The sequence below is a fragment of the Streptomyces sp. NBC_00536 genome (genome assembly GCF_036346295.1).
GTDB lineage: Bacteria > Actinomycetota > Actinomycetes > Streptomycetales > Streptomycetaceae > Streptomyces.
The window spans coordinates 528,530-552,339 of the sequence record NZ_CP107819.1 but is presented as its reverse complement, the minus strand read 5'-3'; the positions used below and the strand labels follow the sequence as shown (position 1 = coordinate 552,339).

General features: G+C 73.0%; 20 protein-coding genes. 13 read left to right on the top strand and 7 right to left on the bottom strand.

Annotated elements, in window-relative coordinates:
• Window positions 1-89: 89 nt before the first annotated feature.
• From OHS33_RS02425 to OHS33_RS02405, 5 genes are all read left to right on the top strand, one after another.
• Complete coding sequence (locus OHS33_RS02425; protein WP_330328707.1) at window positions 90-1,604, top strand: fatty acyl-CoA synthetase; 1,515 nt, start codon at window positions 90-92, stop codon at window positions 1,602-1,604.
• 705 nt (window positions 1,605-2,309) lie between these two features.
• The gene (locus tag OHS33_RS02420) at window positions 2,310-2,903 is read left to right on the top strand and encodes a hypothetical protein (protein WP_330328706.1); all 594 of its coding nucleotides are present in this window, start codon (window positions 2,310-2,312) and stop codon (window positions 2,901-2,903) included.
• Between the two features lie 146 nt (window positions 2,904-3,049).
• Complete coding sequence (locus OHS33_RS02415; RefSeq protein ID WP_330328705.1) at window positions 3,050-3,529, top strand: hypothetical protein; 480 nt, start codon at window positions 3,050-3,052, stop codon at window positions 3,527-3,529.
• A 127-nt stretch (window positions 3,530-3,656) separates the two neighbouring features.
• Entirely contained in the window at window positions 3,657-4,238 is a 582-nt protein-coding gene (locus OHS33_RS02410) for a hypothetical protein (protein WP_330328704.1), read from the top strand.
• Window positions 4,239-4,334: 96 nt separating this feature from the next.
• Window positions 4,335-5,405 (top strand): serine/threonine-protein kinase, encoded by a 1,071-nt coding sequence (locus OHS33_RS02405; protein WP_330328703.1) that lies wholly within the window; start codon window positions 4,335-4,337, stop codon window positions 5,403-5,405.
• Window positions 5,406-5,414: 9 nt separating this feature from the next.
• Here OHS33_RS02405 and OHS33_RS02400 read toward each other — a convergent pair whose 3' ends face one another.
• The 6 genes from OHS33_RS02400 to paaK form a co-directional block, all read right to left on the bottom strand.
• Entirely contained in the window at window positions 5,415-5,645 is a 231-nt protein-coding gene (locus OHS33_RS02400) for a response regulator transcription factor (protein ID WP_330328702.1), read from the bottom strand.
• 160 nt (window positions 5,646-5,805) lie between these two features.
• Entirely contained in the window at window positions 5,806-7,932 is a 2,127-nt protein-coding gene (locus tag OHS33_RS02395) for a SpoIIE family protein phosphatase (protein ID WP_330328701.1), read from the bottom strand.
• A gap of 114 nt (window positions 7,933-8,046) precedes the next feature.
• Entirely contained in the window at window positions 8,047-8,751 is a 705-nt protein-coding gene (locus OHS33_RS02390) for a 4'-phosphopantetheinyl transferase family protein (protein WP_330328700.1), read from the bottom strand.
• A 10-nt stretch (window positions 8,752-8,761) separates the two neighbouring features.
• Window positions 8,762-13,303 carry a type I polyketide synthase gene (locus tag OHS33_RS02385; protein ID WP_330328699.1) on the bottom strand — a complete coding sequence of 1,514 codons (4,542 nt, stop codon included), beginning with the start codon at window positions 13,301-13,303 and terminating at the stop codon, window positions 8,762-8,764.
• Between the two features lie 80 nt (window positions 13,304-13,383).
• Entirely contained in the window at window positions 13,384-14,133 is a 750-nt protein-coding gene (locus tag OHS33_RS02380; protein ID WP_443065407.1) for a YhjD/YihY/BrkB family envelope integrity protein, read from the bottom strand.
• 149 nt (window positions 14,134-14,282) lie between these two features.
• A complete protein-coding gene (gene paaK, locus OHS33_RS02375) occupies window positions 14,283-15,644 on the bottom strand; it encodes a phenylacetate--CoA ligase PaaK (RefSeq protein WP_330328697.1) in 1,362 nt (453 codons plus the stop codon).
• A 116-nt stretch (window positions 15,645-15,760) separates the two neighbouring features.
• Here paaK and OHS33_RS02370 point away from each other — a divergent pair, with 116 nt between their 5' ends.
• Together OHS33_RS02370 and OHS33_RS02365 are read left to right on the top strand one after the other, a co-directional pair.
• Window positions 15,761-16,681: an alpha/beta fold hydrolase gene (locus OHS33_RS02370; RefSeq protein ID WP_330334871.1), complete on the top strand. Its 921-nt coding sequence runs from the start codon at window positions 15,761-15,763 to the stop codon at window positions 16,679-16,681.
• A gap of 76 nt (window positions 16,682-16,757) precedes the next feature.
• The gene (locus OHS33_RS02365) at window positions 16,758-16,973 is read left to right on the top strand and encodes a hypothetical protein (protein WP_330328696.1); all 216 of its coding nucleotides are present in this window, start codon (window positions 16,758-16,760) and stop codon (window positions 16,971-16,973) included.
• Between the two features lie 32 nt (window positions 16,974-17,005).
• On the opposite strand, the gene OHS33_RS02360 is transcribed toward OHS33_RS02365, so the two are convergent.
• Entirely contained in the window at window positions 17,006-18,634 is a 1,629-nt protein-coding gene (locus OHS33_RS02360; RefSeq protein ID WP_330328695.1) for an acyl-CoA synthetase, read from the bottom strand.
• A 185-nt stretch (window positions 18,635-18,819) separates the two neighbouring features.
• Here OHS33_RS02360 and OHS33_RS02355 point away from each other — a divergent pair, with 185 nt between their 5' ends.
• From OHS33_RS02355 to OHS33_RS02330, 6 genes are all read left to right on the top strand, one after another.
• Window positions 18,820-19,620: a crotonase/enoyl-CoA hydratase family protein gene (locus tag OHS33_RS02355; RefSeq protein ID WP_330328694.1), complete on the top strand. Its 801-nt coding sequence runs from the start codon at window positions 18,820-18,822 to the stop codon at window positions 19,618-19,620.
• A 55-nt stretch (window positions 19,621-19,675) separates the two neighbouring features.
• Window positions 19,676-20,659 (top strand): Zn-ribbon domain-containing OB-fold protein, encoded by a 984-nt coding sequence (locus tag OHS33_RS02350; RefSeq protein WP_330328693.1) that lies wholly within the window; start codon window positions 19,676-19,678, stop codon window positions 20,657-20,659.
• Window positions 20,659-21,723, top strand: a complete 1,065-nt coding sequence (locus OHS33_RS02345; RefSeq protein ID WP_330328692.1) for a thiolase domain-containing protein — start codon at window positions 20,659-20,661, stop codon at window positions 21,721-21,723. The genes OHS33_RS02350 and OHS33_RS02345 overlap by 1 nt, the downstream gene beginning before the upstream one ends.
• Window positions 21,720-22,895: a thiolase domain-containing protein gene (locus tag OHS33_RS02340; RefSeq protein ID WP_330328691.1), complete on the top strand. Its 1,176-nt coding sequence runs from the start codon at window positions 21,720-21,722 to the stop codon at window positions 22,893-22,895. The genes OHS33_RS02345 and OHS33_RS02340 overlap by 4 nt, the downstream gene beginning before the upstream one ends.
• A 153-nt stretch (window positions 22,896-23,048) precedes the next feature.
• On the top strand, window positions 23,049-23,276 hold the full coding sequence (locus OHS33_RS02335) for a DUF397 domain-containing protein (RefSeq protein ID WP_443065406.1): 228 nt from the start codon (window positions 23,049-23,051) through the stop codon (window positions 23,274-23,276).
• A gap of 104 nt (window positions 23,277-23,380) precedes the next feature.
• Window positions 23,381-23,785 carry an ACT domain-containing protein gene (locus tag OHS33_RS02330; protein ID WP_330328689.1) on the top strand — a complete coding sequence of 135 codons (405 nt, stop codon included), beginning with the start codon at window positions 23,381-23,383 and terminating at the stop codon, window positions 23,783-23,785.
• The last annotated feature ends 25 nt before the right edge of the window (window positions 23,786-23,810 follow it).

The following is a 23,810-nucleotide window of genomic DNA, read 5'->3' as shown; positions in this document are numbered from 1 at the left end:
GGTGCGGCCGTGCTGTGCCCCCACACTCACGCAGGTGTGCTGATGCTCTGTCAACAACCCCTGATGCAAGACGAGATGAGGATCGCTTCATGACACAGGTGCGGGACAACACGGTCGACGGACTGCTGCGCGACAGCGCCCGGCGGGTCCCGGAGCGGACCGCGGTCCGCTACCGCGACCGGAACTGGACCTACCGCGCGCTCGACGGGGCGGTCAGCGCCGCGGCCGCCTGGCTCACCGGGGAGTGCGGCCTCGGCCCCGGCGACCGGGTCGCCACCTTCGCCCACAACTCCGACGCCTACCTGATCGCCTTCCTCGCCTGCGCCCGGGCCCGCCTGGTGCACGTCCCGGTCAACCAGAACCTCACCGGCGAGGACCTCGCGCACATCCTGGACGACTCCGCGAGCGCCCTGGTGCTCGCCGACCCGGACCTCGCCCCCCGGGTGCCGGACGGCCATCCCGTACGGGCGCTGCGCGACGCCCCCGGGTGCCTCCTGGCGGCGGCGGCCGGGCGGGCCCCGTACGAGGGCGGCGGCGCACCGGGGGAACTCGTGCAGCTGCTGTACACCTCGGGCACCACCGCGCTCCCGAAGGGCGCGATGATGACCCACGCCGCGCTCTGCCACGAGTACGAGAGCGCGATCGAGGCGCTGGACCTGACCGAGGACGACCGGCCCCTGCACTCGCTGCCCCTCTACCACTCCGCGCAGATGCACGTCTTCCTGCTGCCCTACCTCGCCGTCGGCGCCGAGAACACGATCCTCGACGCGCCGGTCGCCGAGGAGGTCTTCGAGCGGGTGGAGACGGGCGGGGCCGACAGTCTCTTCGCGCCGCCCACGGTGTGGATCGCCCTGGCCAACCACCCCCAGTTCGCCACCCGCGAGCTGGGCGGGCTGCGCAAGGCCTACTACGGGGCCTCGGTCATGCCGGTGCCCGTACTGGAACGGCTGCTCGCCCGGCTGCCCGGGCTCGCGTTCTACAACTGTTTCGGGCAGAGCGAGATCGGGCCGCTCGCGACCGTCCTGGGACCCGCCGAACACGAGGGGCGGATGGACTCCTGCGGGCGGCCGGTGCGCCACGTCGAGGCGAAGGTGGTCGACGAGGACGGCGCGGAGGTGGCCGACGGGACCGCGGGCGAGGTGGTCTACCGCTCCCCGCAGCTGTGCCGGGGCTACTGGAACGACCCGGCGGCGACGGAGAAGGCCTTCCGGGACGGCTGGTTCCGCTCCGGCGACCTCGCGGTGCGCGATGCGGAGGGTTACTTCACCGTGGTGGACCGGGTGAAGGACGTGATCAACTCCGGCGGGGTGCTGGTGGCCTCGCGCCAGGTCGAGGACGCGCTGTACACGCACCCGGGCGTGGCGGAGGCGGCCGTGGTCGGGCTGCCCGACGAGCGCTGGATCGAGGCGGTCACCGCCGTGGTGGTGCCGCGCGGGGCGGTGACCGAGGAGGAGCTGATGGCGTACGCGCGGGAGAAGCTCGCCCACTTCAAGGCCCCGAAACGGGTCCTCTTCGTGGACGCGCTGCCCCGCAACGCCAGCGGCAAGATCCTCAAGCGGGAGCTGCGGGACCGCTTCGGGGGTGCGGGCGCGGCCGGAAGGTAGGAGCGGGGCTCACGACCGCGGGCGGCCGGGCTTCGCGACCGCGGGCGGGCGGCCTTCAGGGGCCGCGGAAGGCCGTGGCGCGGACGGAGGAGCCGCAGAGGGCGAAGGCGCCGCCGTCGTCGGGCGCCAGCCGGAGCCCGCCCCCGCCCACGCCCAGCACGACCGAAGGGGCGACGGCCGGCTCGGCGCCGGAGGCGCAGTACCCCCGGCCTCGCCGAGGACCGGGGTGAAGGCGAGCCGTGTCGAGGCCTGGCCGCCGACCGCCAGCGGCACGGTGTGCGCCAGCCCCTCACGGACCACCGTGACGGGCTTGCTCCGGTCGGGTGAGTCGTTGCCCGGCCGTGGCCCGTGCCGTCTCCTGCGCCGCGGCGCCCGGGCCCGCGGCCAGCAGCAGGCCGCAAGTGAGGGCGCCCGCCACGAGGCAGAGGCCGCTTCGCGTCGTACCCGCCATGGGGGCCTCCTCGCGGTGCGCCGCACGGTCCCTCCCGGCGTCCCGCCGGCCCGCGACACCCGCGTGCGGCCGGCTTTTACCCGGTGATGCGATGCCCGTCAAGTCCCGAATGTCCGGAACGTGACCCGGGTGTCCCCGCCGGGGCTTACTGGTGACACGGAAAGGGACGGAACACCGGAAGACCTCCTCGGAGGAACTCCTCCTCCCCCCGGATGAATACACCGAATACAACCTCTGAGCAGTAGGAGAAGGCCATGAACCGTAAGACTCGCACCAACAACGTCGTCCGCACCAACCGCCGCGGATTCCGCCTGGCGACGCTCTTCGCTTCGGCGGCCATGGTCTCCGCAGGAGTCCTCATTCCGGCCTCCATGGCCTCGGCGGCTCCGATGCCCGCTCACGTGGCTGCGGCCTTCCCGTCCGCCGGTGGTGCCGGCGGGGACGGCGGTGAAGGCGGCGGCGGCCTGATCGGCGGGGGCGGCGGCTCCGGCGGCTCCGGCGGCGGCAGCGTCCTCGGCACCGGCGGCGCCGGCGGCAACGGCGGCAAGGGCGGCACCGGTGTCCTCGTCGGTGGCGGCGGCGGTGGCGGTGGCGGCGGTGGCGAAGGTGTCATCGGCGGCAACGGCGGCAAGGGCGGCGACGGCGGCGGCGGTCTGTTCGGCGGCAGCGCCGGCAACGGCGGCGGCGGCGGCGACGGCATCCTCCGCGGTGGCAACGGCGGCAAGGGCGGCCACGGCGGCGACGGCGTCTTCCAGGGCGGCAACGGAGGCAAGGGTGGCAAGGGCGGCGGCGGGATCTTCGGTGGTCTCGGCGGCGGCGGTGGCACCGGTGGCTCCAGCATCTTCTGACCGGCGCACCTGATCCGATGATCCGACGGGGTGGAGGCCTCCGGGCCTCCACCCCCACCCCCCACTCCTTTTCTCACCCCACCCCTTTTCTCGCCCCCGCAGTGCCCGAAAGCGGCACACGTGCTCACGGATACGGAGTACCTCCCATGTTCACAAGCTCCTGGCAGCGTCCGCTCATCCTGGCGGCGGCCTCCCTGGCTTTCGTCACCGGTACGGCGTGCGCCGCGCAAGCGTCGCAGTCCCAGGCCCCTGCGGGCGTCGCCTCCTCGGCCCTGGCAGGACAGCCCACCCACTGCGTCGCCAACGGCGGCGAGGGTGGCGAGGGCGGCGAGGGCGGGGCCGGCGGCCAGGGCGGTCAGCCCGGTCAGCCCGGTGAACCCGGCAAGCCCGGCGGAGTCGGCTGCTTCACCTTCAAGGACCTGCCCGACAAGCCGAAGGAGGAGCTGACGGTGGTGGACCGGGTGCGCATCGTGATGACGCTGCTGGCCGACGACTCCAAGGACAACAAGGAGAAGATCGCCAAGAAGTACAAGATCACGACCGAGCAGCTCGACACCTGGAAGAAGAACTACCTCGACGGCGACTGGTTCGCGCTGACGGCAGGCTCCCTCAGCGGCGTCATCTGACGCGGGAACGCCGCCTGAGGCGGAAGGAAGACGGAAGGTCCGGCCGCTGGGCGGCCGGACCTTCCCGTTCAGGAAACCGCCCCAAGACGCCCCGAACCGCCCCACTCGATCGGCCAAGGAGAATCCCATGCGTGTGCGTTCCTGGAAACTCAGTCTCGGTTTCGTCATCTCGACCACGGTGCTGGGTGTCGGCGCGCTGGTGCCCGCCGCCTCGGCCGCCACCGCCACCGCGGCCCCGGCGCACATGGTCCAGGCAGCCTCGGTGGTCAGCCACCGGCACGTACCCGGAACCGGCGGCGGAAGCGGCGGGTCCGGACTGGGCAGCCGGATCGGCGGCCAGGTCCAGGTGGGCAACGGCAGCGTCCAGGTCGGCGGCAAGGTGTGCGCGGGCAACTGCAACGGGACGGTCAACGGCTCGCAGGGCGGCAACGGCGGGGTCTGTGTCGGACTGTGCAACGGCAGCGCCAACGGGGGCGGAGGCACCCAGGGCGTCCCGGGCGGCGACGGCGGCAAGGGCGGCAACGGCGGAGTCTGCGTCGGCCAGTGCGGCGGCAGCGTCAACGGGGGCAACGGCGGCAACGGCGGCTCCGCACCCCCCGGGGGCGACGGCGGCACCGGGGGCCGGGGCGGCAACGGCGGCATCTGCGTCGGCGCCGGCTGCGAGACCAGCGGCCAGGGCGGCCGGGGCGGCACCGGCGGCGACGGCTGACCGGGGGTGAGCAGGTGGTGACCGGACCCGGAGCCGGGGCGAGCAGCGCTCGCCCCGGCTCCGGGTCGCTGGCTAGACTTTCCGCGGAGGCGCCTGATGGGCACGGTATCGAATCGAAGCCTGTACACGGGCCGGCCCTCCGGTCTGATCGGGCAGCAGATCGCGGGCTACCGGATCGAGCGCTTGATCGGCCGGGGCGGCATGGCCGTCGTCTACTGCGCCAAGGACCTGCGCCTGGACCGGATGGTCGCGCTCAAACTGATCGCCCCGGAACGCGTGCGCGACGAGGTCTTCCGCCGCCGCTTCACTTACGAGTCGCAGGTGGCCGCGCGGATCGACCACCCGCACATCGTGCCGGTCTTCGAAGCCGGTGACACCGACGGCGTGCTGTACATCGCCATGCGGTACGTCGCGGGGCTGGACCTGAGGGCCATGCTGGACCGGGACGGCCCGCTCCCCGTCACGACCGCCGTGCGCATCGCCGCCCAGGTGGCCTCCGCGCTGGACGCGGCCCATGACCACGAGCTGGTGCACCGCGACGTCAAGCCCGCCAACATCCTGGTCGCCGCGGGCACCGACAGCGACCACCCCGAACACGTCTACCTCACGGACTTCGGGCTGACGAAGAAGTCGCTGGCGCTCAGCGGGTTCACCACCGCGGGCGAGTTCGTCGGCACCCTCGACTACATGGCGCCGGAACAGATCGCGGGCCGGCCCGTGGACGGCCGGTGCGATCAGTACAGCCTCGGCTGCGTGGTCTACGAATCCCTCACCGGCGGCCCGCCCTTCGTGCGGGACGACGCCCCGGCGCTGCTGTGGGCGCACCAGTACGACCAACCGCCTCCCCTGGCGGAGAAGCGGCCGGACATCGCGCCGGGGGCGGGGGCGGTGCTGGCGAAGGCCCTGTCCAAGGTGGCGGAGGACCGCTACGGCTCCTGCCTGGAATTCGTGGCGGCCCTGCGCGTCGCGGCGGGCATCGGTACCGGCAAGGGCAACGGCATCGGCATAGGGAGTGGCGTCGGCGCCGGACAACGCGGAGACCGGGCATCCAGTTCGGATGCCCGGTCTGCCGGGATGGCGGGGAGCCGTGTGCCGTCTCCGGAGCCCCCGCCGGAACCGCCGTCGTGGGCGATGCCGGTCTTCGTCGGCCCGCTCGGTGGGCCGTAGGCCCCGGGGTCACAGCCCCAGGGAGATGGCGAGGCGGACCATTTCCGCCGTGGTGTTGATGTTCAGCTTGGCCCGGATGCGGCGGAGGTAGGCGTCGACCGTGTGCCGGGAGAGGCCCATCGAGCGGGCCGTCTGCACGTAGGTGCACCCTGCGGCGATGTAGCGCAGTGCCTCCTGCTCACGGGGGGCGAGTGCGGTGGCGCTGGCTTCGGTGCGTTCCATGGTGAGGGTGAGGCTCATGGGACTTCCTCCGACACATCGGCTCGGTCAGCGCTGCTCACATCCTCGGAAGCAGGGGACGAAATCCGTAAATGTGGATGTATGTCCCTGTTAAAGAGCTTGTCGGTGGGACTTCATGGTGGTGTCCGGCGATTGTCACAGGCGTGTCACACGACCCGTGTCACACGATGAGGGACTGCTCGGCCCAGATGGTCTTGCCGACCGTCGTGTGCCGGGTGCCCCAGCGCTGCGCGAGCTGGGCGACCAGCAACAGGCCCCGCCCGCCCTCGTCGAAGATCCGGGCCCGCCGCATGTGCGGAGCGGTACCGCTCGCGTCCGACACCTCGCAGATCAACGACGTGTCCTCATGGATCAGGCGCAGCTGGATGGGCGGTTCCCCGTAGCGGATGGCATTGGTGACCAGTTCGCTGACCACGAGTTCGGTGACGAAGGCCGCGTCGTCCAGCCCCCAGGCCGTCAGCTGGTCGGTGGCGTCCCGCCGGGCCTGGGCGACGTTCGCCGGGTCCGGCGGTACGTCCCAGACGACGACCTTGTCGGAGTGCAGGGCCCGGGTCCGGGCGATGAGCAGGGCGACGTCGTCCTCGGGCGGGTGGGTCATCAGAGCGGTCAGCACCCGGTCGCAGACCGCGTCCAGGGTGGAGGCGGGACGTACGAGGGCCGTGAACATGTTGTCCAGGGCCTCGTCGATGTCGTGGTCACGGGCCTGGAGCAGCCCGTCCGTGTACAGCGCGAGGATGCTCCACTCCGGCAGCTCCACCTCGACGGTCTCGAAGGGCAGGCCCCCCAGGCCCAGCGGCGGACCGGCCGGGACGTCGAGGAGGTACGCGGAGCCCTCCGGGGAGACCACCACGGGCGGCGGGTGGCCCGCCCGCGCGGCGGTGCAGTGGCGGGTGATCGGGTCGTAGACCACGTACAGGCAGGTGGTGCCGATGCCCCCGGCGGTGTCCCCGTCGTCCCGGCCGCCCTCGTCGGCGGACAGGTGGATGACGAGGTCGTCGAGATGGGTGAGCAGCTCGTCGGGCGGCAGGTCGACATCGGCCAGGGTGCGCACCGCGGTGCGCAGCCGGCCCATGGTGGCGGAGGCGCGGATGCCGTGGCCGACGACATCGCCCACGACCAGGGCCACCCGGGCGCCGGAGAGCGGGATCACGTCGAACCAGTCGCCGCCCATGCCCGACTCGCCGCCCGCGGGCAGGTAGCGGGAGGCGGTCTCCAGAGCCGAGTGCTGGGGCAGCCTGCCCGGGAGCATGCTGCGCTGCAGCATCATCGTGGAGGTGTGCTCCCGGTGGTGCCGGGGCGCGTTGCGGATGCTGGCCGCCGCCTTGTTCGCGAGCTCCTCGGCCAGCCACAGGTCCTTCGGCAGGAAGGGCTCCGCGCGCCGGTGGCGGCTGAAGAGGGCCACCCCGAGCGTGCTGCCCCCCGCGCGCAGCGGCACCACCATCAGCGAGTGGGCCCCGTACTCGGCGATCCAGGCGGCCGCCGGGTCCTGCGCCACCCAGCGGGCGACGCTCGGGTCGGCCGTCGCGTACACCGCGCCGCGCCCCGCGGCCAGGCATTCGGCGGGAGGCGACTGCGGCGGATGGACGGTCCGCTCCCCGACGGCGACCCGGGATTCCGGGTTTCCCGGCAGGACCGACCGTACGGCGGCACGGCGTACGGTCACCGGCCCCGCCACCACGACGGCGGAGGGTTCGGTGCCGCGCGGGAGGGGATCCAGCAGGTCGACCACCGCGAAGTCGGCGAGCCGGGGAACGGCGACGTCCATCAGCTCCTGCGCGGTACGGGCGCTGTCCAGGGTGGTGCCGACGCGGGCGACGGCGCTCGCGTCGTCGTCCGGCGCGAACGGCCGCCGCCCGTCCTCCCCGGTCCCGGAGGTGTGGTGCGCGGCCAGGGACACCGCGCGCACCAGACCGTCGGGATCCCGCAGCGGGGTCAGCGAGGTCGCCCAGCCGTGCTCCGCTCCCGGACCCGTCAGGGGGACGAAGGGGGCGTCCACGTACTGCGGCTCACCGGTCTCCAGCACCCGGCGCATCATCCGCTCGGTCTCGTCGCTCACCGGGTCCGGGGTGATGTCCGGCAGGCGCAGCCCCCGCAGCTCGGCCTCCGTGCGGGAGAGGGCGCGTTTGGTGCCCGCGTTCGCCCGTACCAGCCGCAGGTCCTCATCGAAGATCGCCAGGGGGAACGGCGACTGGGCGAACGCCCACTCACTCAGCGGTTCGCCCCAGGACGGGCGGGACGCGCCCGGCTCCTGCGGCCGCTCACCAGGAGAGGTGGGAACTTGCTCCATCGCCGCTCATCTCGCCCTCGCTAGTACTGCGCCGGGACCCACGGCACCCCGCAAGGCCAGGGGCTCCACTGACAAGCATCATCCGGCGGGGCGAGGAGCACCAACGCAGTGCCGTCACGGGCGCGCGAGGACCAGGGCGAGGACCGCGTCCCCCGCCTGCCACACCATCGCGCGGCGCCGCCCGCCGAGTACGGGCGGGTCCAGGCCCAGGATCACGACGCCGCGCGCGGCGGCGCCGAAGATGCCGCTCCGGTCGGCCTTGACCGCGGCCTCCTTCAGGGCCCAGGCCCCCGCCGCGAGAGCGGGCCGGTCCGTACCGATGAGTGAACGTTCCCGCGGTGACAGGACGTGGTCCGCGACCCGGTACACCGCGGCGGCCGAGCCGTTCTCGCACAGGTCCACCCCGACCGGTTCCGGTGCGAGGGCGGCGGCGACGTGGTGGGCGGTGTGGCTGATGGAAAGGTACACGCCGGGCACCGGGCTGCCGCTGACGAGGACCCGGGGGCTGCCGTCGTCGCGCGGGAGGATCTCCACGTCGTGCGCCGTCCCGGTGACGGCCACGCCGACCAGGAGCTTGGCGAGCAGCCGGCCGGCCAGCCACTCGGCCTGCCGCCAGGGCGGCAGGGCCCGCACCACGCGCTCTTCGGCCGGGGAGAGCGGCGGCGCCCGGTGGAGGTCGGCGCGCCGGGCCACGATGAGCCGGGCCCCGCCCCACCGGTGGACGGGGCCCGGTGCGATCGGCGGGAACGGGGGGTCCGTGACGACGGGGTGCGTGACGGCCGGGTGCGTGACCTTGGCGTCCATGACGGCGAATCCCATGACCGCGGGCTCACGCGGCCCGGGCGGCGTCCAGCTGCCGCAGCTCGTGCTCCAGCGCGGTCACGGCGTCACGGATCTGGCCGGGCGTGTGGTCACGGGTGACGAAGAAGCGCAGCCGGGCCATGTCCTCGGGGACGGCCGGGTGGAGGATCGGATTGACGCTGATGTCCCGCCGGAACAAGGCCTCCGCCAGCCGCAGGGTCCTCATCGAATCCCCGACGATGCACGGGACGATCGGTGTGCCGTGACTGTCCCCGATGCCGATCCCGGCGGCACGCGCGAGACGGACGAACAGCGCGGCGTTCTCCGCGAGGCGGCCCACCCGCTGCGGCTCGGCGCGCAGCAGCCGCAGTGCGGTCAGCGACGCCGCGGTGTCGGCCGGGGTCATGCCGGCGCTGTAGACGAATCCGGGAACGGTGTAGCGCAGGTACTCGATGACCGGGCGCTGCCCCGCGACGTAGCCACCACAGCTGGCCAGGGCCTTCGACAGGGTGCCCGACCACAGCTCGACCGACGGGCGGTCGACCCCGAAGTACTCGCCGATGCCGCGGCCCGTCGCGCCGATCGTTCCGATGCTGTGCGCCTCGTCGATCATCAGCAGCGCGCCGTGCCGCCGCTTGACCTCGATGAGGGCGGGCAGATCGGCGATGTCGCCGTCCATGCTGTACACGCCCTCGATGACGACGAGCACCCGCCGGTACTGGTGGCGGACCCGCCCGAGGAGGGCGTCGAGGGCGGCGGCGTCATTGTGGGGGAAGGGCCGTCGGGTCGCCCCGGACAGCGTGCAGCCTTGCAGGATGCTGTCGTGCGCGAGGGAATCGTGGACGACGAGGTCCCCGGGGCCGACGAGGTGCCCGATCACGGTGACGTTCGTGGCGTGCCCGTTGGCCAGGGTGATCGCGGCCTCGCTGCCGAGCAGACCGGCGAGTTCCGCCTCCAGTTCCAGGTGGACCGGACGGCTGCCGGACAGCAGCCGGCTGGCGGACGCGGACGTACCGCAGCGTTCGATCGCCTCCTTGGCCGCCGCGTGCACGTCGGGGTGCGTGGCCAGGCCCAGGTAGTTGTAGCTGGAGAACGAGACGAGTTCCCTGCCGTCGATGACGGTCGTGTCCGTCATACCGCCCTCGTGGACGAGGAAGTACGGATTGGACAGCCCCGTACGGGAGAGCGCGGCGAGGCGCTCGCCGTGGGCGGTGACCTCGGGGAAGCACTCGATCCGGGTGTGCTCCTCGGGCAGCGGGGCGGCCGGGGTGGCCGGGGCGGACGCTTCCACGGGCGCCGGCATCGCGGCGTGGCCCGCGCGCTGGCCGGGGACGGCCGCCGGTACGGCTGCCAGTACGGCGGGTACGGCGGGTACGGAGGGTACGGCGCCGGGCTCACCGGTGGCGATCAGCGCGGCGATCCTCCCGATGGTCGGCCGGTCGGCGACCCGTTCGTCGAACCTCCACCCCGGCCACTGCCGCTTGAGGGAGGTGAACAGGTCGGTCAGCATCAGCGAGTCGAACCCGAGGTCCTCGACCAGCAGCTGGTCCTCGCGCAGATGATCCACGGGAAAAGCGCTGATCCGGGCCACCTGTGCGGTCACGGAGTCGGTGACGGCGTCGCTGACCGAAGGGGTGACGGAACCGGTCACCGCGTCGGCGACCGGAGCGGGCGGGTCCGTGGGCGCTACGGGCGCGGCCGGGACGGCAGGGGTCGCGGGGACCGGCGCGTCACACCCGGCCGGGGCGACCGTCGTGTCCGGGGTGGCCTCCTTCGCGGGCCCCTGGCCCGCGATCCAGTAGGAGCGGGTGTCGAGCCGCGCCACCGGCAGGTCCAGCAGGCGGCGGTCCTCGCGGGGAACCAGGGCGCGCGGGTCGACCGGGACGCCCAGGACCGCGAGCCGGGCCAGGGCCCGTACGAAGGTACGCCCGCCGTCCGGCGCCTCCCCGTCGACCGGGACCACGTGGACGTCGCCGTGACCGCTGAGGTTGCGGCGGACCGAGGTGAGCAGCGAGCTGCCGCCGGTCACCTGGAGGAAGACGCGGGCCCCCTCGTCGTACGCGGTCCGGACGGCCGCGCCGAAGCGGACCGGTGCGGACGCGTGCCGGGTCCACAGCGCGCGCAGCCGTTCGGGGTCGGCGGTGACCCGCGCGTCGACGGAGGACACGAAGGGCACGGTGGGGCTGCTGATGCGGCGGGCCGCGAGGCCCGCGCGCACGCTCTCCTCGGCGGCGGCCAGCCGCGGCGAGTGGAAGGCGTGGGACACCTCCAGCGCCGCCGTGACGACCCCGGCACCGGCGCAGACCTCCCGCAGGGCGGCGAGCCCTTCCGCCGAGCCGCTCACCACGATCTGCCGCGGCTGGTTGAAGCAGGCGAGCCACACGTCCTCGATTCCGTCGACGAGCCGGCGGCAGGTCTCCTCGTCGCTCTGCACGGCGAGCATCCCGCCCGGGAATCCGCTCTCGGCCCGCCGCAGGGCCGCGCCCCGGTGGAGGAGCAGCCGGACGGTGTCCACGGGGGTGAGCGCTCCGGCCGCGGCGGCCGCGGCGAACTCCCCGACGCTGTGGCCGAGGGCGAGGCCGGGGGTGATGCCGCAGTCGGCGAGGACGCGGGTGGCGGCGATCTGGACGGTGCCGAGCAGCGGCTGGCACACCTCGGTGGCGGTGAGCCGCAGCCTGCGCTCCTCGGCCGCGCCCCGGGACGCCGGGGCCTCGCCGTACAGCAGATCGCCGAGATCGAAGCCGAGGTCCCGGCGGGCCACGGCGCCGAGGACGTCGACCGCGGACCGGAAGGCGGGGAACCGCTCGTGCAGGTCCCGCATCATGCCCGGCCGCTGGCTGCCCTGGCCGGGGAAGAGGAAGGCGATCCTGCGCTGTGCGGCGGGAAGGGGGGCGTCGGCGGCGAAGGCGCCGTCGCCGAGATCGCCCCGGGCCCCGGCTGCGAGCTGTTCACGGGCGTCGCGCAGCCGCAGCAGAAACGCTTCCGTGTCATCGGCCACGACCACGAGCCGGGACTTCAGGGGCGCGCGGGAGCCCAGGGTGTGGGCCACGGCTGCCAGCGGGGGGCGGTCCGCCGCGTCGAGTGCGCCGAGTACGTCGAGTACGTCGTCGATGTGCTCGGCCAGGAGCTCCGGGTTCCCGGCCGAGAGGAGGACGAGCTGGGGTCCGGTGCCCCGGGCGTCGTCGGTGCCTGCGCTGCCGTCGGCGCGTTCCGGGAGGAGGCCCGGGGCCGGGGCGGGCCGCTGCTCTTCGAGCACCACGTGGACGTTCGTGCCGCCGAAGCCGAAGGAGCTGACGGCGGCGCGCCGCGGGGTGCCGGTGCCCGGAAAGGGACGGGCGGTGTCGGCGAAGCGCAGGCCCGTGGCCGCTATGCCCAGGTCCGGATGGGGGGCGGTGTCCGGCTGCGGCACGATCGTACGGTGATGGACGACCAGGGCCGTCTTGATCAGTCCCGCGATGCCCGCCGCGGCCAGGGAGTGCCCGATGAGGGCCTTGCCCGAGGCGAGGTAGCACAGGCCCGGGTCGTCGTCGGGGTACTCGGTGCGCAGTCGGCGCAGTGCCTCCGCCTCGGCCCGGTCCCCGGCGGCGGTGCCGGTGCCGTGGGCTTCGAGGAAGCCCACCGAGGAGGGGGGAATCCCCGCGTCGTCGTAGGCCCGGCGCATGGCGCGCAGCTGGCCCTCGGCGGTGGGGACGAGGGGTCCGGGAGAGGCTCCGTCGTTGGCCGAGCCGATGCCCTTGATCACCGCGTAGACGCGGTCGCCCGCGGCGAGCGCGTCCACGAGCGGCCGGATGACGACCACCCCGGCGCCTTCGCCGAGGACGAAACCGTCGGCCCGCCCGTCGAACGGGCGGCACACCCCGGTGGCGGACAGCGCGCGGAGCTTGGAGAAGGCGACCAGGCTGTCGGGCGTCAGGTTGAGGTACACACCGCCCACGAGGGCGATCCGGCAGGTGCCCTGGCGCAGCTGGGCCACCGCCTGGTCGAGGGCGACCAGCGAGCCGGAACAGGCGGCGTCGACCGCGAAGCTGGGGCCACCGAGGCCGAAGTACCGGCTGACCGTGCCGGACGCCATGCTGAGCAGGCTGCCGGGCAGGGTGAAGGCCTCCAGGGTGGCGACGTGCGCTGTCTGTTCCGTCTGTTCCGTACCGGTTTCGAGGGCGCGCATGTGGCCCGTCATGAGGTCCTTGTAGTCGGACACCGACAAGCCGAAGAAGACCCCGGTGTTCTCCCGGTCGAAGTCGCCGCGGCCCAGCCCCGCGTCGTCGAGCGCCTCGCGGGCGACGCCGAGCATCAGCCGGTGCTGCGGGTCCATGGCCCGGGCGCGCGCGGGGGGCACCCCGAAGTGGAAGGCGTCGAAGCGGTCCACGTCGTCGAGGAAGGAGACCTGATCGGTATAGGCGGCATTGGGCGCCGACGGGTCGCCGGGTGCGTGGAAGGCCTCGTGGTTCCATCGCTCCCTCGGGACGGGTGCGAACTGCCGTTCCCCGCTGAGCAGGAGCTTCCAGTAGGCCCGGACGTCCGGGGCGGCGGGAAAACGGCAGCCGATCCCGGTGATGGCGATGTCGTTCATGAGGGGGCATCCTTCGGCGCGGTGGCACAGAACGGTGGATTTCCACCGTGCCCGCAAAAGGCGTGGGCCCGTAGCCCCGGCTATTCGTCACTTGACAGGAGGCCGTCCGCGTACAGGCGGCGCAGGGTCCGGCGCTCGTGGACCAAGCGCCCGACGAGCGCGCCGCCGTAGACGACGAAGCCGACGCCGACGAGCCAGGACTGGACGACCAGCAGGGTGCCGAAGGGGCCGTAGGTGACGGCGTTCGAGGCGATGAGGGGGGAGAAGACCAGCTGGGAGAAGATCCGCAGCCCGAGCAAACCGAGGCTGGTGGCCACCGCCCCGGGCAGCAGGGCCCGCCAGCGGACCCGGCCCCCGAGCAGCAGCCGTTGCGAGCCCCAGAAGAACAGGCAGGTGCCGAAGAGGTCGCCCGCCGTGCCCAGGACCGTCCCGATCGCGTCGTCCGAGGGGGAGGGGATGACGACGAGCAGGGCGATGTAGAACACGAGCAGGGCGAGCCACACGACGTGCCGCCACATCGTGTGCCAGCGGGCGGTCGGCAGGTCCCAGACCTTCTCGTACCCGGTCTGGACCGCCGAACCGAAGGTCAGGCCGAAGACCGCCAGGGCCGCCAGGCCGAAGGCGGTGGTGCGCTCCAGCGCCTGGTTCGCCGTCCCGAAGAGGACCTCGACCCGGGCCCGCGAGGACATGCTCACCCCGAGGGCCTGCCCCAGCCAGCGGCCGAACCCCTCGCCGCTGCCCGGCGAGGCTGCCGCCACGACGATCAGCAGCGGCACGAGGGTGAGGAACCCCAGGGCCGCGAAGCCCATGGCCCGGTGCATCAGCTCCATCTCCCGGCCACGGCTCCAGGCCAGCCCGGCGAGGGACGCCTGGAGCCGGTCGTGGAGCAGCCGGAGGGACGGGGTCACGCACCATGGCCTACCCGCGCGCGCCCCCCGCTTCCCGGATGCGGCCCGGAATTGCGCCCGATGGGGCGGTTTCAGCCGCCCGAAGGCGTGTCCTCACGGCCCCGGAGGTCCACGATGCGTTGCAGCTTGCCGACCGAGCGCTCCAGGGTGTGGGGGTCCACCACCTCCACGCGGACGGAGACCCCGATGCCCTCCTTCACCGCCCGGACCACGGTGGCGGCCGCCGCCTCGCGCTCGGCAGGGGTGGCCTCCGGGCGGGCCTCGGCGCGGACCGTGAGGGCGTCCATCCGGCCCTCGCGGGTGAGGCGGAGCTGGAAGTGCGGGGCGAGCACCGCCGAGGACGTCCGCAGGATGACCTCTTCGATCTGTGTGGGGTAGAGGTTGACCCCGCGCAGGATGATCATGTCGTCGCTGCGGCCCGTCACCTTCTCCATCCGGCGGAAGGCGGGCCGCGCGGTGCCGGGCAGCAGACGGGTCAGGTCCCGCGTGCGGTAGCGGATCACGGGCATGGCCTCCTTGGTGAGGGAGGTGAACACCAGCTCGCCGGGCTCCCCGTCCGGCAGCACCTCGCCGGTGAACGGGTCGACCACCTCCGGCAGGAAGTGGTCCTCCCAGATGGTCAGCCCGTCCTTGGTCTCGGCGAATTCCTGGGCGACGCCGGGGCCGATCACCTCCGACAGCCCGTAGATGTCGACGGCGTCGATGCCGAGCCGTTCCTCGATCTCCCGGCGCATCTCCTCGGTCCACGGTTCCGCGCCGAATATGCCCGTCCGCAGGGAGGTGGACCGGGGGTCGATGCCCTGGCGTTCCATCTCGTCCAGCAAGGACAGCATGTACGAGGGCGTCACCATGATGATCTCGGGGCGGAAGTCCTGGATCAGCCGGACCTGGCGGGCGGTCATCCCGCCGGACGCGGGCACGACCGTACAGCCCAGGCGCTCGGCGCCGTAGTGCGCGCCGAGCCCGCCCGTGAACAGTCCGTACCCGTAGGCGATGTGCACGATGTGGCCGGGGCGGCCGCCCGCCGCCCGGATCGAGCGGGCGACCACCTCGGCCCAGGTGTCGAGATCGCGCTCCGTGTAGCCGACGACGGTCGGCGCCCCGGTCGTCCCGCTGGAGGCGTGCAGCCTGCGCACCTGGGAGCGGGGGACGGCGAACATCCCGAACGGGTAGTTGTCGCGCAGGTCGGCCTTGGTGGTGAAGGGGAACCGGGCCAGGTCGGCGAGCGAACGGCAGTCGTCGGGGTGCAGTCCCGCCTTGTCGAAGGACTGCCGGTAGAAGGGGACGTGGTCGTAGGCGCGGCGCAGGGTCGCGCGCAAGCGGCTCAGCTGGAGCTCCGCCAGGGCATCGGCGGTCAGCCCTTCGCTGAGGTCCTTGAACCCGCGGTCCTCGATACCGCCGTCCTCGAAAGCGGAAGCATGGGAAGCAGCCATCTCGTCACCCCGTTGTGAGCCCATCGACGCCAACCGACCGATCATTCGGTAGCCTGCCGGAGCCCGTGGCGGAAATCAATGACTCGAACGAGTGATCGCCTGATTGGATGGCGATCATGTCCCTCTCGCACACGCGTTCCGACGCGCACTCCGACACCCGTTCCGGTTCCTTCACGGCCCACGACGGCACCCGCCTCGCCTACCGCTCCATGGGCGAGGGGGAACCGCTGATCTGTCTCCCCGGCGGGGCCATGCGGGCCTCCGTCTACCTGGGCGACCTCGGCGGGCTCGCGGCGACCCGCCGCCTGATCCTTCTCGACCTGCGCGGCACCGGCGACTCCGAGGTGCCGGCCGACCGGGCGACGTACCGGGTGGACCACCAGGTCGCCGACGTAGAGGCGCTGCGGGTCCACCTCGGCCTGGAACGCATGGACGTACTGGCGCACTCGGCGGGCGGCAACCTCGCCCAGCTCTACGCCGCCGCCCACCCCGGACGGCTGCGCGCCCTGGTCCTGGTCACCCCCACGGCGTGGGCGCTGGACGTACCGGTCACCCCGGAGCTGCGGCTGGAGGCGGCCGAACTGCGGGCCGGGCGGGAGCCGTACGACGCAGCCATCGCGGCCTACCGGACCATCCTCGACGGCGGTGGCGGCGATGCGGAATGGGACCTCGCCATGCCCCTCTTCTACGGACAGTGGGACGACGCGGCCCGCGCCCACGCGGCGGCCGGCGTCGAGGAGCAGAACGAGGAGGCGGCGGGCGTCTACGCCGCCCCCGAGGCCTTCGACCCGCCCGCCACCCGGGCCGCCCTCCAGGAGGTCACGGCCGACGTCCTGGTCCTGTCGGGGGAGCTGGACGGCAACCCCCGCCCCGAACCGGCCGCGCGCATCGCCGCGCTGTTCCCGTACGGGGTCCACGACGTCCAGCCGGGAGCGGCGCACTTCCCGTGGCTGGACGACGCGCCGTGGTTCGCGGCCCGGGTGGAGCGGTTCCTGGCAGGGGCGGAGGCGGAGGCGGGGGCGCGGACGCGGGTCTGAGGGCACCTCCCGCGCGACGGCGGGCCCGTCGGCGTACCGTCGGAAGCAGGTACCCCCCTGAAGGGAGGCCGTGGCGATGTCCGTCATCGACCCCGCGGTATCGGTGCGGCTGAGCGCCTCCGGCGCGCGGCGCCTGGTCGGGTTGCTGGCCGAGGTGTCCCGGCTGCTGGAGGATCCCGGACCGCCGCGGCTGACCGACGAGCAGGCCGAGGTGCTCGGCCAGGGCATCGGCCGCCAGGAACTCGCGCACTGGAGCCGTGCCCTGGCCGCGGAACTCCGCGTCGACCTCTGACCCGGCCGGACCCGCGCGCCGGTTCGCCCGCGTCAGGCCTGCGCCCGCTCCGCCTCCGAGGCCACCGCCTTCGCCCACCGGTAGTCCGCCTTGCCGCTGGGGGAGCGCTGGATGCTCGGCGCGATGACCAGCTGGCGCGGGATCTTGTACCCGGCGAGCCGGGTGCGGCAGTGCACCTGGATCTCCTCCAGGGTGGGTTCGGCCGCGCCCGCGCGCACCTGGACCACCGCCGCGACGTGGTTGCCCCACTTCGCGTCGGCGACCCCGGCCACGAGGGCGTCGTAGACGTCCGGATGCGACTTGAGGGCCTGCTCGACCTCCTCCGGATAGACCTTCTCGCCACCGGTGTTGATGCACTGCGAGCCGCGCCCGAGGATCGTGACGATGCCGTCCCCGTCGACCGTCGCCATGTCGCCGAGCAGCACCCAGCGCTCCGCGCCCTTCCGGAAGAAGGTCTCCGCCGATTTGACGGGGTCGTTGTAGTAGCCGAGCGGCACGTGCCCGCGCTGCGCGAGCCGCCCGGGTTCGCCGACCGCCACCGGCTCGTGCGTCACCGGATCCACCACCTGCGTACGGTCGTTGACCTCCAGCCGGAACCCCTTCTCCGGGCCGGAGTCGCTGGTCGCCCGGCCGTTGGAACCGGACTCGGACGAGCCGAAGTTGTTCAGCAGCATCACGTGCGGGGCCAGCGCCTGGAATTCGGCGCGCACCGTCTCCGACATGATCGCCCCGGAGGAGGAGACGCTGAACAGCGACGACAGGTCGGCGCCCCGCAGCGGCCCGCGCAGCGCGTCGATGAGCGGCCGGAGCATCGCGTCGCCGACCAGGGAGACGCTGGAGACCTTCTCCTTCGCGATCGTGCGGATCACGTCCTCGGGCGTGTACTTGCGGTGGATCGCCACCCGCTGCCCGTAGTTGAAGGCGACGAACGAGGTCAGCGTCGAGGTGCCGTGCATCAGCGGGGGAGCGGGGAAGAAGGTCAGCCCGGGGCTGTTCTTCGCGACCCGCTCGGCGAGTTCCTCCGGCCGCCGCACCGGCTGCCCCGAGGGCTCGCCGCCGAACAGCCCGGCGAAGAACAGGTCTTCCTGGCGCCACATGACGCCCTTGGGCATGCCGGTGGTGCCGCCGGTGTAGATGATGAAGAGGTCGTCGGGCGAACGCGGGCCGAAGCCGCGCCCGTCGGACCCGGCCGCCTCGGCCTCGGCGTACGGTACGGCGTCCAGGTGCGGGGCGTCGGCGGGAGCCGTCCCCACGCGGATGAGGTGGCGCAGCTTCTCGGTCTGCGGCAGGGCGCCCGCGACCCGTTCGGTGAACTCGGCGTCGAAGACGAGCGCCGCGAGGTCCGCGTCGCGGTAGAGGTAGACCAGTTCCTCTTCCACGTAGCGGTAGTTGACGTTGACCGGGACGAGCCGTGCCTTGAGGGCGGCCAGGACGGTCTGCAGGTACTCGACGCCGTTGTAGAGGTGAAGGCCCAGGTGCTCGCCGGCCTTCAGCCCGCTGTCCAGCAGGTGGTGCGCGATCCGGTTCGCCGCCGCGTCCAGCTCTCCGTACGTGAGGCGGCGCTCCGCGCCCGTGCCCGGGTGGTCCACGTACACAAGGGCCTCGCGGTCGGGAACCACGTCGACGACCGACTCGAACAGGTCGGCAAGGTTGTACTCCACCGTTCCTCCTGACCCCGGAAAATCCGCATGACAGAGCCGCGCTGGGCGGCACGGCGGCCATTAGAGCGCCGTGCCTGCCAAGTGGGAAGGGTGCCACCCAAGAAATCTGACTGGGTGTCAGAAAACTATTGAACTGCACCCGCCCCTCCTGCAACCTGTTCTAGGTCTTGAGAGGGAGGACGGCAATGGGTGGGACAGAACACCTGACCGTGGAACGGCACGGCGCCACGCTGGTGCTCACCATGAACAGGCCCGAGGCGAAGAACGCGCTCTCGCTGCCGCTGCTGGTCGGGCTGTACGACGGCTGGCTCGAAGCGGACGCGGACGACGGGATCCGGTCGGTCGTCCTGACCGGCGCGGGCGGCGACTTCTGCGCGGGCATGGACCTCAAGGCCCTCGCGGGCCGGGGGATGGCGGGCGACCAGTACCGGGACCGGCTGAAGGCCGACCCCGACCTGCACTGGAAGGCGATGCTGCGCCACCACCGCCCGCGCAAGCCCGTCATCGCGGCCGTCGAGGGCTACTGCGTCGCGGGCGGCACCGAGATCCTCCAGGGCACGGACATCCGGGTGGCCGGAGCGGGCGCCACCTTCGGCCTCTTCGAGGTCAAGCGGGGCCTGTTCCCCATCGGCGGCTCGACGGTCCGGCTGCCCCGGCAGATCCCGCGCACGCACGCGCTCGAAATGCTGCTGACCGGGCGGCCGTACGGGGCCGAGGAAGCGGCCAGGATCGGCCTCATCGGGCAGGTGGTGCCCGACGGCACGGCGCTGGAGAAGGCGCTGGAGATCGCCGCACTGGTCAACGCGTGCGGGCCGCTCGCCGTCGAGGCCGTCAAGGCGTCGGTGTACGAGAGCGCCGAGCTGACCGAGACGGAGGGACTGGCCGCCGAACTCACCCGGGGCTGGCCGGTCTTCGACACGGCCGACGCGAAGGAGGGCGCCCGCGCCTTCGCCGAGAAGCGACCGCCGGTCTACCGCCGCGCCTGACGGCGTCGGCTCTGTCGTCACCTTCCCGTCTGCCCCGGAGAATCGGAGAGCACCCATGACAGCCGCCCCCACACCGGACGTGCTGCGCGCGCCCCTCGTCGTCGAGTTCCCCTTCACCCGCTCCCTCGGGCCCGTGCAGAGCGCCTTCCTCACCGGGCTGCGCGAGCGCGTCGTGCTCGGGGTGAAGACCGCCGACGGCCGGGTGATGGTGCCGCCCGCCGAGTACGACCCGGTCACCGCCGAGGAGATCCGGGACCTCGTCGAGGTCGGCGCCACCGGTACCGTCACGACCTGGGCCTGGAACGCCGACCCCCGCCCCCAGCAGCCCCTCGCCACCCCCTTCGCCTGGGTGCTCGTACGGCTCGACGGCGCCGACACCGCCCTGCTGCACGCGCTCGACGCGCCCGGCCCGGAGGCCGTCCGCAGCGGGATGAGGGTCCGGATCCGGTGGGCCGCGGAGCGGACCGGGGCGATCACCGACATCGCCTGCTTCGAACCGTACGAGGACGAGCACGGGGACCCGCACGAGGGAGAGGCCGCTCCCGCCGGGCAGCCGCACGACGGCGTCTTCGAGGACGCGGTCACCGGCATCGTCGCCGAGGCCCGCCTCGACTACGTCTACAGCCCCGGCCGCGCCCAGACCGCGTACATCAACGGGCTCGCCGAGCGCCGCACCATCGGCGAACGCTGCCCCTCCTGCCACAAGGTGTACGTCCCCCCGCGCGGCGCGTGCCCCACCTGCGGCGTCGCGACCACCGACCGGGTGGAGGTCGGTCCGGCCGGCACCGTCACCACCTACTGCATCGTCAACATCAAGGCCCGCAACCTCGACATCGAAGTCCCCTACGTCTACGCGCACATCGCCCTCGACGGCGCCGGTCTCGCCCTGCACGGCCGGATCGGCGGCATCCCCTACGACCAGGTCCGGATGGGCCTGCGCGTGGAGCCGGTCTGGACCGAGGGCGGCAGCCACCCCGACCACTACCGGCCCACCGGTGAGCCCGACGCCGACTACGACGTGTACAAGGAGCTGATCTGATGGCCCGCGCACGCGCGTCCCGCGAGGTCGCGGTCGTCGCCTTCGCCCAGAGCGACCACCTGCGCCGCACCGACGAGCTGAGCGAAGTCGAGATGGTCATGCCGGTCCTGCACCGGGTCCTCGCCCAGACCGGGCTGAAGGCCGGGGAGATCGGCTTCACCTGCTCCGGCTCCAGCGACTACCTGGCGGGCCGGGCCTTCTCGTTCACCATGACCCTCGACGGCGTCGGCGCCTGGCCGCCGATCTCCGAGTCCCACGTGGAGATGGACGGCGCCTGGGCGCTCTACGAGGCCTGGGTCAAGATCCAGACCGGCGAGGCCGACACCGCGCTCGTCTACGCCTACGGGAAGTCCTCCCCGGGATCCGTCCGCGACGTCCTGACCCGCCAGCTCGACCCGTACTACGTCGCCCCCCTCTGGCCCGACTCGGTGGCCCTGGCCGCCCTCCAGGCGCAGGCGCTGATCGACGCGGGGGAGACCGACGAGGAGGCGCTGGCCGCGATCGGCGCCCGCAGCCGGGCCGACGCCACCGGCAACCCGCACGCCCAGCTCAGCGGCGCCGTCCCGCAGGGCGACTACCAGGTCCGGCCGCTGCGCACGGGCGACTGCCCGCCCATCGGCGACGGCGCGGCCGCCGTGATCCTCGCGGCCGGTGACACGGCGCGCGCCCTGTGCGCGCGCCCCGCCTGGATCACCGGCATCGACCACCGCATCGAGGCCCACAGCCTGGGCCTGCGCGACCTCACCGACTCCCCGTCCACCCGGCTTGCGGCCGAGCGCGCCGGGGTCTTCGACGCGCCCGTCGACACCGCCGAGCTGCACGCGCCGTTCTCCGCCCAGGAAGTGGTGCTGCGCAAGGCCCTCGGGCTCGGCGACGCCGTGCGCGTCAACCCGTCCGGCGGGGCGCTCGCGGCCAACCCGGTGATGGCGGCCGGGCTCATCCGGATCGGCGAGGCCGCCGCCCGGATCCACCGCGGCGAGTCCGACCGGGCCGTCGCGCACGCCACCTCCGGCCCCTGCCTCCAGCAGAACCTGGTCGCCGTCCTGGAAGGGGAACGGGCATGAGCACCCCGGGCAAGGAACCGGTCGCCGTCATCGGCATCGGCCAGACCAAGCACGTGGCCGCCCGCCACGACGTCTCCATCGCCGGACTGGTCCGCGAGGCGGCCGTCCGCGCCCTGGCCGACGCCGGTCTGACCTGGGCGGACATCGACGCCGTCGTCATCGGCAAGGCCCCCGACTTCTTCGAGGGCGTGATGATGCCGGAGCTGTACCTGGCCGACGCCCTGGGCGCGGTCGGCAAACCGATGCTGCGCGTGCACACCGCCGGGTCGGTGGGGGGCTCGACCGCGCTGGTCGCGGCCAATCTGATCGCCGCCCGGGTCCACCGGACCGTGCTGACCCTGGCGTTCGAGAAGCAGTCCGAGTCCAACGCCATGTGGGGCCTGTCCCTGCCGGTTCCCTTCCAGCAGCCGCTGCTGGCGGGCGCGGGCGGCTTCTTCGCCCCGCACGTGCGGGCGTACATGCGGCGGACCGGCGCGCCCGACACGGTCGGCTCGCTCGTCGCCTACAAGGACCGGCGCAACGCGCTCAAGAATCCCTACGCGCACCTGCACGAGCACGACATCACCCTGGAGAAGGTCCAGGCGTCGCCGATGCTGTGGGACCCGATCCGCTACTCCGAGACCTGCCCGTCCTCCGACGGGGCCTGCGCGATGATCCTCACCGACCGGGCGGGCGCGGCCCGTTCGCCGAAGCCGCCGGCCTGGGTGCACGGCGGGGCGATGCGCAGCGAGCCGACCCTCTTCGCGGGCAAGGACTTCGTCTCGCCGCAGGCGGGCAAGGACTGCGCCGCCGACGTCTACCGGCAGGCGGGCATCACCGACCCGCGCCGCGAGATCGACGCGGTGGAGATGTACGTGCCCTTCTCCTGGTACGAGCCGATGTGGCTGGAGAACCTCGGATTCGCGGACGAGGGCGAAGGCTGGAAGCTGACCGAGGCCGGGGTCACCGAACTCGACGGGGACCTCCCGGTCAACCCGTCGGGCGGCGTCCTGTCCACCAACCCCATCGGCGCCTCGGGCATGATCCGCTTCGCGGAGGCCGCCCTCCAGGTGCGCGGGCAGGCCGGAGAACACCAGGTGGAGGGGGCCAGACGGGCGATGGGGCACGCGTACGGCGGCGGTGCGCAGTTCTTCGCGATGTGGCTGGTGGGAGCGGAGGAACCGGCCAACTGAGGCCCCTGGGACGGAAATCGGTTTCCGGACAGCGGAGCCGGGCCCGCCGCCCGGTGACGCACCGCGCCCTGTCCGGCACGGCCGGTGGTGGTTAACCTGGCCCCCGGACGACGTACCGGGAGTACCGGGAGGAGCACGCACGTGGCCGAGAGCATGACTTCGAAGCCCTTCGCCGGCTGGGACAAGCCGGACCTCGATCTCAGCGGGGCGGACTGGCAGTCGAGCAGCCGGGGAGCCGGTGACGTCCAGATCGCCTTCGTCGAGGGCTTCATCGCGATGCGCAACAGCGAGCGGCCCGAGAGCCCCTCGCTGATCTTCGCGCCGGACGAGTGGCGCAAGTTCGTGCTGGGCGCGCGCGGCGGCGAGTTCGACCTGACGTAGCGCGGCGCACCACCGGGGCGCGGAGCCGCCGCCCCCGGTGGCGCCGCGCGCCCCCGCCCACGGCGCCGAACCGGTCATAGCGGGACGATCGGTAGGGTGTCGGCATGAGCGGAGAGAGCGACCTGAGGAAACTGCTGAGCGGCATGCGCCCCGAGCTGAACGAGGGGCGGTACGTCTTCTGCACCGTGCCCGGACCGGCGGCCCCGGCCGGGGTCACCCCGGTGGCCACCGTGCTGGAGTCCGAGGGCCTGACCCTGGTGCTGCGCCAGGAGGACGCCGACGCGGCCGCACTGGCGTACGAGTACGTGGCCGGGTGGATCACCCTGCGCATCCACTCCGCCCTCGACGCCGTCGGACTCACCGGTGCCTTCGCCGCCGCCCTCGCCGCGCACGGCCTCAGCTGCAACGTGATCGCCGGCTACCACCACGACCACCTCTTCGTGGCCGTCGAACGGGCCGCCGAGGCGGTCGCGGTTCTGGAGGCACTGGCCGCCGAATCGGCTGAATGACGCCGTACGGAAAAGAATCCGATCT

Excerpts from the sequence above, each read along its gene's own strand:
- OHS33_RS02425 (WP_330328707.1), top strand. The coding sequence starts at position 90 with ATGACACAGGTGCGGGACAACACGGTCGACGGACTGCTGCGCGACAGC.
- OHS33_RS02390 (WP_330328700.1), bottom strand. The coding sequence starts at position 8,751 with ATGGGATTCGCCGTCATGGACGCCAAGGTCACGCACCCGGCCGTCACG.
- OHS33_RS02340 (WP_330328691.1), top strand. The coding sequence starts at position 21,720 with ATGAGCACCCCGGGCAAGGAACCGGTCGCCGTCATCGGCATCGGCCAG.
- OHS33_RS02370 (WP_330334871.1), top strand. The coding sequence starts at position 15,761 with ATGTCCCTCTCGCACACGCGTTCCGACGCGCACTCCGACACCCGTTCC.
- OHS33_RS02405 (WP_330328703.1), top strand. The coding sequence starts at position 4,335 with ATGGGCACGGTATCGAATCGAAGCCTGTACACGGGCCGGCCCTCCGGT.
- OHS33_RS02410 (WP_330328704.1), top strand. The coding sequence starts at position 3,657 with ATGCGTGTGCGTTCCTGGAAACTCAGTCTCGGTTTCGTCATCTCGACC.
- OHS33_RS02385 (WP_330328699.1), bottom strand. The coding sequence starts at position 13,303 with ATGAACGACATCGCCATCACCGGGATCGGCTGCCGTTTTCCCGCCGCC.
- OHS33_RS02335 (WP_443065406.1), top strand. The coding sequence starts at position 23,049 with ATGACTTCGAAGCCCTTCGCCGGCTGGGACAAGCCGGACCTCGATCTC.
- OHS33_RS02395 (WP_330328701.1), bottom strand. The coding sequence starts at position 7,932 with ATGGAGCAAGTTCCCACCTCTCCTGGTGAGCGGCCGCAGGAGCCGGGC.
- OHS33_RS02400 (WP_330328702.1), bottom strand. The coding sequence starts at position 5,645 with ATGAGCCTCACCCTCACCATGGAACGCACCGAAGCCAGCGCCACCGCA.
- OHS33_RS02350 (WP_330328693.1), top strand. The coding sequence starts at position 19,676 with ATGACAGCCGCCCCCACACCGGACGTGCTGCGCGCGCCCCTCGTCGTC.
- OHS33_RS02330 (WP_330328689.1), top strand. The coding sequence starts at position 23,381 with ATGAGCGGAGAGAGCGACCTGAGGAAACTGCTGAGCGGCATGCGCCCC.
- OHS33_RS02365 (WP_330328696.1), top strand. The coding sequence starts at position 16,758 with ATGTCCGTCATCGACCCCGCGGTATCGGTGCGGCTGAGCGCCTCCGGC.
- OHS33_RS02345 (WP_330328692.1), top strand. The coding sequence starts at position 20,659 with ATGGCCCGCGCACGCGCGTCCCGCGAGGTCGCGGTCGTCGCCTTCGCC.
- OHS33_RS02380 (WP_443065407.1), bottom strand. The coding sequence starts at position 14,133 with ATGGAGCTGATGCACCGGGCCATGGGCTTCGCGGCCCTGGGGTTCCTC.
- OHS33_RS02415 (WP_330328705.1), top strand. The coding sequence starts at position 3,050 with ATGTTCACAAGCTCCTGGCAGCGTCCGCTCATCCTGGCGGCGGCCTCC.
- OHS33_RS02420 (WP_330328706.1), top strand. The coding sequence starts at position 2,310 with ATGAACCGTAAGACTCGCACCAACAACGTCGTCCGCACCAACCGCCGC.
- OHS33_RS02355 (WP_330328694.1), top strand. The coding sequence starts at position 18,820 with ATGGGTGGGACAGAACACCTGACCGTGGAACGGCACGGCGCCACGCTG.
- paaK (WP_330328697.1), bottom strand. The coding sequence starts at position 15,644 with ATGGCTGCTTCCCATGCTTCCGCTTTCGAGGACGGCGGTATCGAGGAC.